Below are 12,589 nucleotides of genomic sequence, written 5' to 3' on the forward strand. Positions count from 1 at the left end.
TGGACAGCGCCGGTCACCATGGCGACATGCGTGGATGGCACCGCCCCTACTCCCTCGACGTCGCGACGGGTTTCGCGGTGCTGGGACTGGTCGCGGCCGCTCCGGTCATCACGTTCCTCGTGATCGTGTATCTGCACGGGTGGATGCCGGCGCCGTCTGCGATCCTCTTCGGGGTATGGCTGGCCGGTGGCCTTGCCGCCACGGCGCGGCAGGCGATGCTCGGGGTCTACGTCAGTGACCACGGCCTCCGGTCCCGGTCCCTGCTGCGTACGACCACGGTGCCGTGGGCATCGGTGGCGGACATCCGCAGCGGCACGGCCAGCGTGGCAGGCCTGGACATGGGCCGCGTCGCGATCATCATCGAACGAACCGACGGGGTGCGGATCCAGACCCCGCTGCAGCGCGGCGACCTGTTCCGGCCGTTCACGTTCCGGCCCGAACTGGGCCGGCTGGCCACCTGGCCGGAACACTACGACGAGATCCTGGCGACACTGCGGGCACACCACCGCGACGCGCAGCGCCACCGGCAGGTCCCGGCCACCGGTCGCCTGGCCCAGCCCTCCGCCGCCGACAGCCGGCCGGCCAGCCCGCCGGCCGGAGGCAGCCGAATGCGCGTGGCCCGCGACGCCGCCCCCGCCGACAAGCGGCGCGACCTCCACGTGCTGACCCGGCAGCACCAGCGTGGCGAACTCACCGACGCGGAGTTCGCCGCGGCACTCGCGAAGATCCAGGGCGAGCCCACCCGCCAGGGCCGCGACCGCCGGTGATCCGCGCGCCGCGGTGCGGCGCGGGATGCCTTCGGGGGATCGCTCTTCCCGGCCGGGTCAGGTCAGCCGGTCGAGGAAGGCCCGCGAGCGCTGCACCACCAGCGCCGTCGCGTCCGCGTCGTACGACGGCAGCGAGCTGTCGGTGAACAGGTGCTGGTCGCCCGGGTAGACGTACAGCTCGCCCCGCTCGGGCCCGACGATCCCGACCAGCTCGCGGGCGGCGTCGAGGTCGCCCTCCAGCGCGAAGAACGGGTCCTTGTCCATGCCGTGGATCTGCACCGGCACCCCGTCGGGCCACGGCCCGAAGGCCCAGTCGCCGGTCACCGGGATGCAGGCCTCGTAGAGCAACGCCCCACGGGCACCCGGCCGGGTCTGCGCGAACCGCTGCGCCGTCGCGGCGCCCCAGGAGAAGCCGGCGTACACCACCCCCTCGGGCAGGTCGGCCACGGCCCGGTCGGCGCGCTCGGTCAGCGTCTCGTCCCCGATGCGGCGGGTGAGCGCGAGGCCGTCCTCCACGGTCGCCGGTCGCTCGCCGTCGAACAGGTCCGGCGTGTGCACGGTGTGCCCGCCGGCGCGCAGCTCGTCGGTGAACGCCCGGATGCCGTCGGTGAGTCCCTGCACATGGTGGAACAGCACGACCTCGGCCATCTCTACACTCCTGTCATCGGACGACAGTGATCGAATGATCCAGAATTCTAGAACGGTCGAGAAATGTCGGTCAATCAGCAGATCCCGGACTACGACCTCGACGACCTGCTCGTGGTCACCGCGCCCGAGCAGTTGCGCGCGCTGGCCGACCCGCTGCGCTCCACCCTGCTGGAGCTGCTGCTCGAGCGGGCGGCCACGGTCGGCGAGCTGGCGCAGGCGGTCGACCGTCCCAAGAGCAGCGTCGCCTACCACGTGAACCTGCTCGTCGACGCCGGCCTGCTCCGTGTCGTGCGTACCCGGCGGGTGCGGGCGATCGAGGAGCGCTACTACGGCCGGGTCGCCCGCACGCTCTACGTCGGCGTACTCAATCGCCCCGAGGACAAGCGCGTCGTCGCCGCCATCAACGGGCTCGCGGAGGCCGCCGCCGAGTCCGCCGCGGCCCACGCGGCCGACGAGCTGCGGTGCACCCTCGTGCACGCCCGCATCCCGATCGAGGAGGTACGGAACTTCTGGGCGGAGGTCCAGGAAGTGGCCCGCCGCTTCGCCCAGATCCCCCGGGCCGGCGACCAGGTGTACGGCTTCGTCGCCGGCCTCTATCCCACCGACGCGCCGACTCTCCCCGACGCCGAGCCCGCCGACCAGCCGGAGCGGCCGGGGTCGTGACCGTCGTCAGCGTCCCGGCGGTGGCAGGAAGAGGTGGCCGCGCCAGGCGCCGCGGGCGGTGCGGGCGGCGACGGTGGTCCACGCGGCCAGCAGGAGCAGGTACAGCGCGACGGCGAGCGCGGCGAGCAGGTCCGCACCGGTCCGCGTGGCCAGCCCCGTGGTGCCGGTGACCAGGGTGCCGACGGGGAAGGTGAAGCTCCACCAGGTGAGCGTGAACGGCAGCCCGCCGCGGGCGGCCCAAACCGTGATGGCGGCGGCGAGGGCGAGCCAGACCAGCGCGAAGCCGAGCGCGGGCACGCCGTAGAGCAGGGCGAGGACCTGCGCGCCGCCGGCGTACGGGGCGGGCAGGACCCCGCTGGCGGCGGCGCCGAGCAGGTGCACCGCGGTGATCGACTGGCCGAGCGGCCCGAGGACGATCCACAGCGTCGGGACCATCCGGGCGGCGCCGACCCGGTGGTGGACCAGCCGGCCCCAGAGCTGGGTGACGATGATCAGGGTCGCGAACAGGCTGATCCCGACCATCGCGTAGCAGGCCAGCAGCAGGTTCAACCGGGCCTGCCCGGCGGGCAGGTGGGGGACGAGCAGCGCGCCGTTCGCCGCGGACACCATGGGCGGCACCACGGGCATCAGCCAACCGCCGAACGCGGCGTCGGGACCGACCCGGTGGCGGGTCATCATCAGGTACGGGACGGCGACGGCGGTCACCAGCCCGCCGATGGTGCCCAGGGTCCAGAGCACCAGGTCGACGGCGACGGCGGTGGGCAGGCCGAGCCAGTCGCGACCCAGCAGCAGCGCCCCGCCGCCGACGGTCATCGCGGCCATCGGTGGCGCGCCCCAGAACTGCGCCAGGACGGGGTCGGCGGCGTACCCGAGGGCCGTGCCGCGATGGCGGCGCAGGTGCACGGCCCACGCGGCGGTGAGGGCCACCAGCAGCACCGCGGCGAGCGCCCACACCACGGTCGCGGCCGTCCGCAGGCCGCCGGGGCGTACCGGCAGGCCCGCCCCGGCGGTGCCGACGATGCCGGTGCCCATCACCACGGCGAACCAGTTCGGCGGCAGGTGGGCGAACAGCTCCCGCGGTTCCCGCAACGCGGCCAACGGCCCGCCGCGCCGCCGGCCGGGGGACCGGGACGGCGGCGTCCGCCCGGCGGTGGGGGAGTCGAGTACGACGCTCATGCGGTAACCCTGCGCGGGCGGCCGCCGGCCCGGTAGCCACCGGTCGCCTCTCGCGTCATAACCTGAGCTGATGCCTCTGCCGCCGCAGGTCACCGACCTGACCAGCTTCGACCTGCTGCTGTCGGTGGCCCGGCTCGGCAGCGTCGGACGGGCCGCCGCAGCGCACGGGATCTCCCAGCCGGCGGCCAGCGCCCGGCTCCGTCATCTGGAACGGCGCCTCGGGGTCACCCTGCTGCGGCGCAGCCCGCGCGGCTCCACCCTCACCGACGAGGGGGCGCTGGTCGCCGACTGGGCCCGCACCGCCGTGGAGGCCGCCACCGCCCTGGCCACGAGCGCCGCCGCGTTGCGGGCCGCCGCCGACAGCCGCCTGGTCGTGGCGGCCAGCCAGACCGTAGCCGAGTACCTGTTGCCGGGCTGGCTCGTCGCCCTGCACGGCGGGCAGCCCGGCCTGAGCGTGGCGTTGCACGCGGGGAACTCCGCCGATGTCGCCGCGCGGGTGCTGGCCGGCGACGCCGCGCTGGGCTTCATCGAAGGGCCGGACACCCCGGCGGGCCTGCACGCCGAGACCGTCGCGGAGGACCGGCTGATCGTCGTGGCCGCCCCCGGCCACCCGTGGGCCCGCCGCCGGCGCGGGATCACCCCGGCCGAACTGGCCGCCTGTCCGCTGGTGGCCCGGGAGGCCGGCTCGGGCACCCGCCGTGTCCTGGAGGCCGCGCTGCGCGCCGAGGGCATCGAGGAGATCGCCTCGCCGTCGCTGCAGCTCTCCTCGACCACGGCGATCAAACACGCGGTCGCCGCCGGCAGCGGCCCGGCCGTGCTCAGCTCCCTGGCCGTCACCGCGGAGCTGGCCGCCGGCATCCTCGTCGCCGTGCCGGTGACCGGGCTGCCGCTGCGCCGTCAGCTGCGTGCCGTGTGGGCGGCCGGGCAGCAGCTCACCGGCCCGGCGCGGGATCTTCACGCCATCACCGCCCGGCCAGCCCCGTCGGCGCCCGCCGGCCGGAGGTGACCCGGGCGCGGTGACGGCCGGCGGGACCGGTCAGGCCCCTCTCGCGGCCTCAGCGCAGCGGGCCGTCACCCGGGCCGTTCGGGTCGTCGACCAGGTGCATCGCGGCTTCCTCCGCGCTGGCCGCACCGCCGTCGATCCCGGCGTCCCAGGCGAACGAGTCCGCCTCCTCGTCCGCGCCGAGGCCCTCGTCGGGGGCGACCAGGCGTCCCGTCCGGGCCTCCCGCTCGTACCCCCGGCGGGTCAGCTCGTCCTCGTCGTCGGCCGCCTCGGCGTACGGATCGACATCCGGTTCCTCCTGGGCGAGCAGCTGCGCCAGGGACTCGCCGGCGCGCTCCTCGGCCGGGGTGGTGCCGAACCGGTTCGCCGCCGTCCAGTGATCCCCGGCGATGATGCCGGTGTCGAGGGGATCGCCGACGCGGTCGTCGTCGAGGGTGTCCGACGCGTCCAGGACGCCGTCGTCCTCGACCACGTTCCACTCGTCGGCGAAGTCGGTCCGCTCGGTCTGGCTCATGGCGCTCCCTTCCTGGTCACCGCCCCCGCGCTGACACCCCAGCCTAGGACCGTCCCGGGGACGAGGAAACCTCGGCTCGCCCGGTTCCGGAGAACGCCGCGAGGGCTCGGCCGCCCCGCTGTTGGTCCTGACCGGTGGGCGGCAGCAGACGCGCGGTGACGCGGCGCAGTAGCACGGCCGGCGTTCACCTGACGGTGATGACGACCTTGCCGAAGGGACTGGCCGACTCGTAGTAGCGGAACGCCGCATCGGCCTCCTCGAACGGGAACACCCGGTCGACGACCGGCCGGAGCCGATGGGCGGTGATCACCTCGTTCATGTGCAGGAACTGGGCGCGACTGCCGACCGCGAACGCCCGGACGGTGGCGGCGGCGCCGAACAGCAGGCGGGGGTCGACCGGCGGCCAGTCGCCCGACACCGAGCCGACCAAGGCGACGTGCCCGTCGACGGCCAAGGACCGTAGCGACCGGTCCAGGGTGCCTGCGGTGTCCACTACCCGGTCGACGCCGCGTCCGCCGGTGAGCTCACGAACGGCGCTGTGCCAGTCCGGCACGTCCCGGTAGTTGACCACCTCGTCGGCCCCCAGCTCGCGTAGCCGCTGCTCCTTGTCTCGGCGACCGGTCGTGGCGATGACCCGCGCGCCGAGGAGCTTGGCGAACTGCACGGCGAACAGGGACACCCCGCCGGAGCCGGTGGTCAATACGGTCTGCCCGCGCTGCAGCGCCCGGCCGTCGCCGGTGAGCGCGTTCCACGCCGTGACGGCGGCGCAGGGGAGCGTTGCGGCCTCGGCGTACGAGAGGTGCTCGGGGACCGGCACGAGGGCGTCCTCCGGGAGGACGGCCAGCTCGGTCAGCATGCCGTCGAGCGACCCGCCCAGCTGCGGCAGCCGCGCCGGGTCGAGCGGGCCGTCCAACCAGTTCGGGAAGAGCGTGGCGGCGACCCGGTCGCCGGGACGTACCCGCCGCACGCCCGGCCCCACGGCGACCACCTCGCCGGCGCCGTCGGAGACCGGGACCACGTCCGGCTTCACCGGCAGGACGTACTGGCCGCGCAGTACCAGCAGCTCACGGAAGCTGAGTGAGGTGGCGCGGACCGCCACCGCCACCTCGCCGGCCCCCGGCGGGCGTGGTTCGTGGGTCCGCAGCGACAGCCCGTCGATGCCGTCGCCGCTGGTGACGTGGTAGGCCCGCACGACCGGGGGCAGTGTCGTCGTCATCGCCGTCAGTCCTCGATGAACTGATAGTCGCCGACGATGCGACCGTCCGGGCCGAGCAGGAGGATCTCCAGCCCGACGCCGGCCACGCCGCCGCCGGCGCGCGGCACCATCTCCCAGTGGAACTTGACGACGTCGTGCAGCCGGTCCGCGTCGTCCCGGGACCGGAAGACGAAGTCGCCCGGCGCGACGAACTCCTGGTACGCGCGCGCCACCCGCACCTCCAACGCGTCGTGCCCGCGCGCCTCCAGCACCGGGCGGTCGAAGCCGAGGCCGGCAGCGATCTCGCGGATCTCCTGGGGCGGCTGCAGCACGTGGACGGCGTCGGCGGTCCACAGCTCCCGGATCGCGGCCCGGCGCTGCTCCGGATCGGGCTCGTTCCATACGGCGACGTACCGGTCGGTGAGTTTCCGCAGGTCGATGTCGGTCATCATGACTCCTCAGTCGGGGCGGGTCGGGACCGCCCACGACTGTGCTGCGCCGGCCCCGGCGCGACAATTCCCCGTAGGGAATCGCCGGGCACCGGCGACACCGGCTACACAGGAGGCGTGATCATCGAGTCGACCGGGGCCGGGTTCGCCGGCGCGTTGCGGCAGTGGCGCACCCGACGGCGGGTCAGTCAACTGGAGTTGGCCGTCCGAGCCGGCACCACGCAGCGGCACGTCAGCTTCCTGGAGAGCGGGCGGTCGACGCCGGGACGGTCCATGATCATCCGGCTGGCCGAGTCGCTGGAGATGCCGATCCGGGAACGCAACGAACTGCTCCTCGCGGCCGGGTTCGCGCCCGCGTACCCGCAGAGCCGCCTCGACGACCCCGGGCTGGAACCGGTCCGCACCGCCCTGGAACGGATCCTGCGGGGGCATCTGCCGTACCCGGCGGTCGTCGTCGACCGGCACGGCGACCTCGTCTCGGCCAACGCCGGCTTCCACGCCATCACCCGCGGCGTGGACCCAGCTCTGCTCGCCCCACCGGCGAGCGTCCCACGGGTCCTGCTGCACCCCAAGGGTCTCGCGCCGCGCATCGTCAACCTCGACGAGTGGGCCTGGCACATCGTCGACCGAGTGCAGGCCGAGAGCGTGCGGAACCCGGACGACCGCCTCCGCCGCCTCGCCGCGGAACTCGTCGGCCTGGCGCCGCCGCGTCCGCGCCGACCCGCGCCGCACCATCTCGGCTTCGCCGTGCCGCTCCGCCTCCGCGCCGGCGACGGGGACGACCGCGAGCTGCAGCTCATCACCACCCTCACGCACTTCGGTACGGCCGTCGACGTCACCGTCGCCGAACTGCGGCTCGAGGCGTTCCTGCCCGCCGACCAGGCCACCAGCGCCATCCTGGCCGAACTCGTCGCCGACTAGACAACCGTCCAGGGCGCGAGTGGGCCCCACGGCTCGGACGGTGGCGGGGCGCGGGTTCGACCGTCATCGACATCAGGTCGACGAATCCATAGACTCCGGTCTTTCTGGTACCACGAGTCCAGGGAGGACCCACGTGTCGAGCGAAACCCGACCGCACGCCGTCCCGCTGCTGTCCCGCCTCGCCGGCGTGGCGGTGATCTCCGCCGCGCTGGTCGCCACCGCGGGCGCCGCCGCGAGCGCGGCGCCGGCCGTCGCGCCGGAGCCCACGAAGGGGCCGTGCGCGTACACGCCGACGCCGGACGAGCCGGCCGCCCGCCCGGTGCCGCTGCCGCCGGACCCGCGGCGAACGCCCGACCACGGCACCGTCCGGGTCACCCTGCACACCAGCCAGGGCCCGATCGGGCTGACCCTCGACCGGGAGCAGGCCCCGTGCACCGTGCAGAGCTTCCTGCACCTGGCCCGGCACAAGTTCTACGACCGGACGCCCTGCCACCGGCTCACCGCGTACCCGACGTTGAAGGTGCTGCAGTGCGGCGACCCGTCGGGCACCGGCGAGGGCGGGCCGGGCTACCGGTACGCCGACGAGCTGCCCACCGACCTGCCGCCGGCGCCGACCGACCCGACCGGGGTCCGCCGGCTCTACGCAAGGGGCACCCTGGCGATGGCCAACGCCGGCCCGGACACCAACGGCAGCCAGTTCTTCCTGGTCCAGTCCGACTCGGCGCTGCGCCCCAACTACACCGTCTTCGGCACGGTCGACGAGGCCGGGCTGGCCACCCTGGACCGGATCGCGGCCGGCGGGATCGCCGCCACCCCGGAGAACCCGGCGCCGGTCGACGGCGCGCCGGCCCTGCCGGTGGAGATCTGCCGGGCCACCCGGGGACACTGACCTGCCACCCGGCGGGGCGGACCACCGCCCCGCCGAGCGGTTCAGGGTCAGTGGTGGGCGTGCGGGGCGAAGCCTTCCGGCGCGCGGTCCAGGAACGCGGTGACCTCGCTGATCCGGCCGTCCGCGTCGAACACCAGCAGGTCGGTGCCGGTGGCGAAGGACTTCCCGTCACCCACCTCGATCTCCCACATCAGGCGGGCCCGGTCGTGGTGGAGCTGCGGCTCCGCCCGGCGCTGGAACACCGCGTCGGTCATGTGCCCGGTGAACTGGTCGTGGAAGTCGATCAACGCCTGTCGGCCGGTGAACACCCCGATCACCGCGTGGTACCGGACGTCGTCGGTGAACGTCTCCGCGGCCAGTTCCTGCTGCTCGTCGGGCTTGCCGGTGTTCCAGAACCGTACGTAGCGCTCGACGGCGGCCTCGTAGGTGGACGTCATGGTGGTTCCTCTTCCTGTCGGCGGTGTGGTGCGGCGGTTGCCACGCCTGGAACGGTGCCTTCCGGCCCCGGCGGGTGTCGATTACCTACGAGGTCATTGCCCCGCGTCACCCCGGCGGGTGAGGCTGGTGCCATGACGAGGACCGAACCGGTGGGCGTGTTGATCCGGCGCTGGCGGGAGCGGCGCGGCCGTTCGCAGCTCGACGTGTCCGTGTCGGCGGAGCTGTCCACCCGGCACCTGAGCTTCGTCGAGACCGGGCGGGCCAACCCCAGCCGGGGCATGATCGAACGGCTCTGCGACGAGTTGGACGTGCCGCTGCGGGAACGGAACGCGCTCTACCTGGCCGCCGGGTTCGCGCCGGTGCACACCGAGCGGCCGTTCACCGACCTGGGCGCCGCGCGGGCGGCCGTGGAGGCCGTCCTCGCCGGCCACGAGCCCAATCCGGCGCTGGCCGTCAACGTACGGTGGGAGCTGCTGGCCGCCAACCGGGCCATGACGGTGTTCCTGCAGGGCGTGCCGGAACAGCTGCGGAGGCCGCGGATCAACGTGCTGCGGGCGACGCTGCACCCGGACGGGCTGTCCCGGCGGATCGTGAACCTCGCGCAGTGGCGGGCGCACGTCCTGCGCCGGGTCCGCCGGCAGCTCGCCCGCACCGCGGCGGAGGGCCTGGCGGAACTGCTCGCGGAGCTGGAGAGCTACCCGGCGCCGGCGGCGACGCCGGTCGCCGCCGCGCCGGCCGAGGACCTGGTCGTCCCGTTGCGGCTGTCCACGGAGTACGGAGAGCTGGCGCTGCTCTACACGATGACGATGTTCGGCTCGCCCCGGGACGTGACGCTGGACGAGATCTCCATCGAGACGTTCTTCCCGGCCGACGCCGCGACGGCCGAGCTGCTGCGCGCCGTCTCGGACATGACCGCCGAGCCGCCGTCCCTGGTCGGGGCCGTGGAGAGCGGCGTCGGCTAGTCGCCACGGCCGGACAGCAGGGGGTGTCCCGCGTCCGTGGACCGGGCGGCTCGGCGCTCCTGCTTGACCCGGTAGAGGCGCTGGTCGGCGGCCCGGATCAGGGCGTCGAGGGTGTCCCCGTCGCCCGGGGCGGTGGCGGCGCCGATGCTGACGCCGGCGATCGTCCGGACCGCCGCGTCGAGCCGGGCGGCGACCGTCCGGGCGGTGCCCTGGTCCGTGTCCGCCAGGACGACGACGAACTCGTCGCCGCCGACGCGGGCGATCGCGTCCTCGGCGCGCAGCACCTCGCGGGCGGCCGCCACGACCCGGCGCAGCAGATCGTCCCCGGCGGCATGGCCGTGGCGGTCGTTGACCAGCTTGAAGTCGTCGAGGTCCAGGCAGAGCAGCGAGGGGCCGGGCCGGCACCCGTTGTGGAACAGGTGCCGGGCGAACTCCGCCAGGCCACGCCGGTTCAGCGCCCCGGTGAGAGGGTCCAGCGAGGCGAGCGCGCGTAACTGGGAACGTTGCCGGGCCAGCGCCCGGGTCTGCGTGGCGCAGACCGAGACGAGAACCAGCATGCCCGCGACGTAGACGAAGACGTACCCGGGCGGGGCCGGTCGGGCGGCGGCGACGGCGAGGTACGAGCCGAGGGTGAGCGCCTCGAGGCCCACCGTCCGGCGTAGCACGGGGGTGTAGCTGGCGACGAAGACGGACGTGGTCACGAAGCCCAGGGCGGCCGGGGACGTCACCCCGCCGTCCCAGTACGCGCCGAGCGCCGCGACGGCCAGCGTGATCAGCAGGAGGGTGAACGAGACCCGGTAGCCGGACGCCTTCGTGGTCACCCGTGTCGCGGCCCACGTGCCGACGATGCCGGACAGCAGGCCACAGCCGTAGACCACCAGCATGAGGTCGCGGTGCGATTGGTCGAGCGTCAGCAGGCAGTAGACGACGGCGACCCCGTGCGAGACGACGTGCAGCGCCGCGCTGAGCACGGTCCTCCGGCGACGCTCGCGCACCCCGCTCTCCACCGCACTCACCGCACCCCGACGACCACTCCGGTGGGAACATGACTTCGATCAGTCGACGCGGCTTCGCCGACTGTTCGAGTGGGCGTCACCGTGACGTGGCACGCCGCCATGTCGAGATTCAATGGTGTGTATCAGGTCACCGTCAATACCTGTACCGCTCCGGCCGCCCGCTCGTAGCGGACCGTGACGATCGACATCACCGATGGTTTCCGAAGCTCCCTCGGTGGCGGCGGTCACCGCGGCACGGACACCGCCGTGAGGATCAGCCCACGGGCGACCAGCCAGCGGCCGCGCAGCTCGGTCAGCGGCCGGCCGCCGTCGGCCCGGGTGCCGTCGACCAGCACCCGCGCGGTGAAGCTGCCGGCGGCGGGGTCGATGGAGAGTTCGGCGTCCTCGAAGCCGAGCCAGCGCCCGGTCAGCGGGTACCACGCCTTGTAGACCGACTCCTTGGCGCTGAACAGCAACCGGTCCCAGTGGACGGTCGGGTGGCCACGTCCGAGGCGGCGCAGCAGATCCGGCTCGCCGGCCACGGTCACCGTCTCGCGTACCCCCTCGGGCAGCGCGTCGTGCGGTTCCGCGTCGATGCCCAGGCCGGCCAGGTCGGTGACCCGGGCGACCGCCGCCGCCCGGTAGCCGGCGCAGTGGGTGATGCTGCCGACCACCCCCGCCGGCCACACCGGCTCCCGGCGCGGGCCGGAACGGATCGGGCCCGGGGGGTGGCCGAGCTTGTCGAGCGCCTCGCGGGCGCACCGGCGCGCGGTGACGAACTCGCGGCGGCGGGTCTCCACGGCCTTCGCGACCAGGTCCTGCTCACCGGGGTACGGGGCCTCGCCGGGCAGGTCGGCGAACGCGTGGACGGCCACGACCGTCGGCGGCAGCAGCGTCTCGATCACTGCTTGCCGCCCAGGATCCGGCGCATCGGCTGCGGCTCCCCGCCCCGCCGGCGCCACTCGCGCGGGTAGCCCAGCGACACCTCCTCGAAGCGCACCCCGTCGTACTCGGTGGTGCGGGGGATGTGCAGGTGCCCGTAGACGGCGGCGACGGCCCGGTGCCGGACGTGCCAGTCGGCGGTGCGCTCGGTGCCGCACCACTGGGCGAACTCCGGGTACCAGAGGATCTCGGTGGGTTGGCGGACCAGCGGCCAGTGGCTGACCAGGACGGTCGGCAGGGTCGGGTCGACGGCGGCCAGCCGCCGTTCGGTCTCGGCCAGCCGGGCCCAGCACCAGGACTCCCGGTCCGGGTACGGGTCCGGGTGCAGCAGCACCTCGTCGGTGCAGACCACCCCGGCGTCGTACGCCCGGCGCAGCGACTCCTCCTTGCTGCTGGTGCCGGGGGCGCGGAACGAGTAGTCGTAGAGCTGGAACAGCGGGGCCACCACCACCGGCCCGTCCTCGGACTGCCAGACCGGGTACTCGTCCTCCGGGGTCAGCACGCCCAGGTCACGGCACATCCCGACGAGTGCCGCGTAACGTTCCTGCCCGCGCAGGGTCACCGGGTCGGACGGGTGCGTCCACAGCTCGTGGTTGCCCGGCGCCCAGATCACCTGGGCGAACCGGTCGCGGAGCAGCCGCAGCGTCCCCTCGATCGCGCCGAACAGTTCGGCCACGTCGCCGGCCACGATCAGCCAGTCGTCCGCCGACTCCGGGTGCAGGCGGTCGACCACCTTGCGGTTCTCCTCGTACGAGACGTGGAGATCACTGACCGCGAACAGCGAACCCGTCACCCGCCTGATCCTGCCATCGTCGGTTGGTGGCTGAACAGATCACGAGGGGCCGTCCGGACGACGGAAACCCGACCGCTACGTGGTCGGGCAGGGGGTGAACCAGGCTGAGCTGCCGTCCCCGGTCGACCCGCCGCACCACGCGGCCCAGCGACGCTTGAAGGGACGGCGGTGGGCGGGCCAGAATGGGCGGCATCGGTGTCGCGACCCCGGCGGCGGTGCAGGGCCGTACGGGCT

Annotated in this window: 15 protein-coding genes; 6 read left to right on the forward strand and 9 right to left on the reverse strand. The window is 74.0% G+C overall.

The annotated features are described in order from the left end of the window. The first annotated feature begins 26 nt into the window (after nt 1–26). The gene (locus ACGFI9_RS24565) at nt 27–767 is read left to right on the forward strand and encodes a PH domain-containing protein (RefSeq protein WP_393181316.1); all 741 of its coding nucleotides are present in this window, start codon (nt 27–29) and stop codon (nt 765–767) included. Between the two features lie 57 nt (nt 768–824). Here ACGFI9_RS24565 and ACGFI9_RS24570 read toward each other — a convergent pair whose 3' ends face one another. After that, on the reverse strand, nt 825–1,415 hold the full coding sequence (locus ACGFI9_RS24570; protein WP_393181318.1) for a dienelactone hydrolase family protein: 591 nt from the start codon (nt 1,413–1,415) through the stop codon (nt 825–827). Nucleotides 1,416–1,478: 63 nt separating this feature from the next. Here ACGFI9_RS24570 and ACGFI9_RS24575 point away from each other — a divergent pair, with 63 nt between their 5' ends. Beyond that, nucleotides 1,479–2,078, forward strand: coding sequence for a helix-turn-helix domain-containing protein (locus ACGFI9_RS24575; RefSeq protein WP_393181320.1), 600 nt, complete (start codon nt 1,479–1,481; stop codon nt 2,076–2,078). Between the two features lie 6 nt (nt 2,079–2,084). Here ACGFI9_RS24575 and ACGFI9_RS24580 read toward each other — a convergent pair whose 3' ends face one another. Further along, on the reverse strand, nt 2,085–3,254 hold the full coding sequence (locus ACGFI9_RS24580; RefSeq protein WP_393181321.1) for a TDT family transporter: 1,170 nt from the start codon (nt 3,252–3,254) through the stop codon (nt 2,085–2,087). Between the two features lie 70 nt (nt 3,255–3,324). Between ACGFI9_RS24580 and ACGFI9_RS24585 the strand changes: the two genes are divergently transcribed. Further along, nucleotides 3,325–4,260 carry a LysR family transcriptional regulator gene (locus ACGFI9_RS24585; protein WP_393181323.1) on the forward strand — a complete coding sequence of 312 codons (936 nt, stop codon included), beginning with the start codon at nt 3,325–3,327 and terminating at the stop codon, nt 4,258–4,260. Between the two features lie 49 nt (nt 4,261–4,309). On the opposite strand, the gene ACGFI9_RS24590 is transcribed toward ACGFI9_RS24585, so the two are convergent. The 3 genes from ACGFI9_RS24590 to ACGFI9_RS24600 all read right to left on the reverse strand — a co-directional run bounded on the left by ACGFI9_RS24590 (nt 4,310) and on the right by ACGFI9_RS24600 (nt 6,415). Then, nucleotides 4,310–4,771: a DUF5709 domain-containing protein gene (locus ACGFI9_RS24590; protein WP_393181325.1), complete on the reverse strand. Its 462-nt coding sequence runs from the start codon at nt 4,769–4,771 to the stop codon at nt 4,310–4,312. 184 nt (nt 4,772–4,955) lie between these two features. Next, nucleotides 4,956–5,987 carry an NAD(P)-dependent alcohol dehydrogenase gene (locus tag ACGFI9_RS24595; protein WP_393181327.1) on the reverse strand — a complete coding sequence of 344 codons (1,032 nt, stop codon included), beginning with the start codon at nt 5,985–5,987 and terminating at the stop codon, nt 4,956–4,958. 5 nt (nt 5,988–5,992) lie between these two features. Continuing rightward, the gene (locus ACGFI9_RS24600; protein ID WP_393181329.1) at nt 5,993–6,415 is read right to left on the reverse strand and encodes a hypothetical protein; all 423 of its coding nucleotides are present in this window, start codon (nt 6,413–6,415) and stop codon (nt 5,993–5,995) included. A gap of 117 nt (nt 6,416–6,532) precedes the next feature. Between ACGFI9_RS24600 and ACGFI9_RS24605 the strand changes: the two genes are divergently transcribed. Together ACGFI9_RS24605 and ACGFI9_RS24610 are read left to right on the forward strand one after the other, a co-directional pair. Then, complete coding sequence (locus tag ACGFI9_RS24605) at nt 6,533–7,336, forward strand: helix-turn-helix domain-containing protein (protein ID WP_393181331.1); 804 nt, start codon at nt 6,533–6,535, stop codon at nt 7,334–7,336. 133 nt (nt 7,337–7,469) lie between these two features. After that, complete coding sequence (locus ACGFI9_RS24610; protein ID WP_393181333.1) at nt 7,470–8,225, forward strand: peptidylprolyl isomerase; 756 nt, start codon at nt 7,470–7,472, stop codon at nt 8,223–8,225. A 47-nt stretch (nt 8,226–8,272) separates the two neighbouring features. Here ACGFI9_RS24610 and ACGFI9_RS24615 read toward each other — a convergent pair whose 3' ends face one another. Further along, nucleotides 8,273–8,662, reverse strand: coding sequence for a nuclear transport factor 2 family protein (locus tag ACGFI9_RS24615; protein ID WP_393181335.1), 390 nt, complete (start codon nt 8,660–8,662; stop codon nt 8,273–8,275). 132 nt (nt 8,663–8,794) lie between these two features. On the opposite strand from ACGFI9_RS24615, the gene ACGFI9_RS24620 reads away from it, so the two are divergent. Next, entirely contained in the window at nt 8,795–9,625 is an 831-nt protein-coding gene (locus tag ACGFI9_RS24620) for a helix-turn-helix domain-containing protein (RefSeq protein ID WP_393181336.1), read from the forward strand. Here the strand turns inward: ACGFI9_RS24620 and ACGFI9_RS24625 are convergent. The 3 genes from ACGFI9_RS24625 to ACGFI9_RS24635 all read right to left on the reverse strand — a co-directional run bounded on the left by ACGFI9_RS24625 (nt 9,622) and on the right by ACGFI9_RS24635 (nt 12,355). Further along, a complete protein-coding gene (locus ACGFI9_RS24625; protein ID WP_393181338.1) occupies nt 9,622–10,620 on the reverse strand; it encodes a GGDEF domain-containing protein in 999 nt (332 codons plus the stop codon). The genes ACGFI9_RS24620 and ACGFI9_RS24625 overlap by 4 nt on opposite strands. Before the next feature lie 245 nt (nt 10,621–10,865). Further along, nucleotides 10,866–11,525, reverse strand: coding sequence for a 4'-phosphopantetheinyl transferase (locus ACGFI9_RS24630; protein WP_393181339.1), 660 nt, complete (start codon nt 11,523–11,525; stop codon nt 10,866–10,868). Further along, nucleotides 11,522–12,355: a metallophosphoesterase family protein gene (locus tag ACGFI9_RS24635; protein ID WP_393181341.1), complete on the reverse strand. Its 834-nt coding sequence runs from the start codon at nt 12,353–12,355 to the stop codon at nt 11,522–11,524. Before ACGFI9_RS24635 ends, ACGFI9_RS24630 begins: the two co-directional genes overlap by 4 nt. Between the last annotated feature and the right edge of the window lie 234 nt (nt 12,356–12,589).

It is taken from the genome of Micromonospora sp. NPDC048930 (genome assembly GCF_043197935.1).
In the GTDB taxonomy this organism is placed as follows: Bacteria; Actinomycetota; Actinomycetes; order Mycobacteriales; family Micromonosporaceae; genus Micromonospora.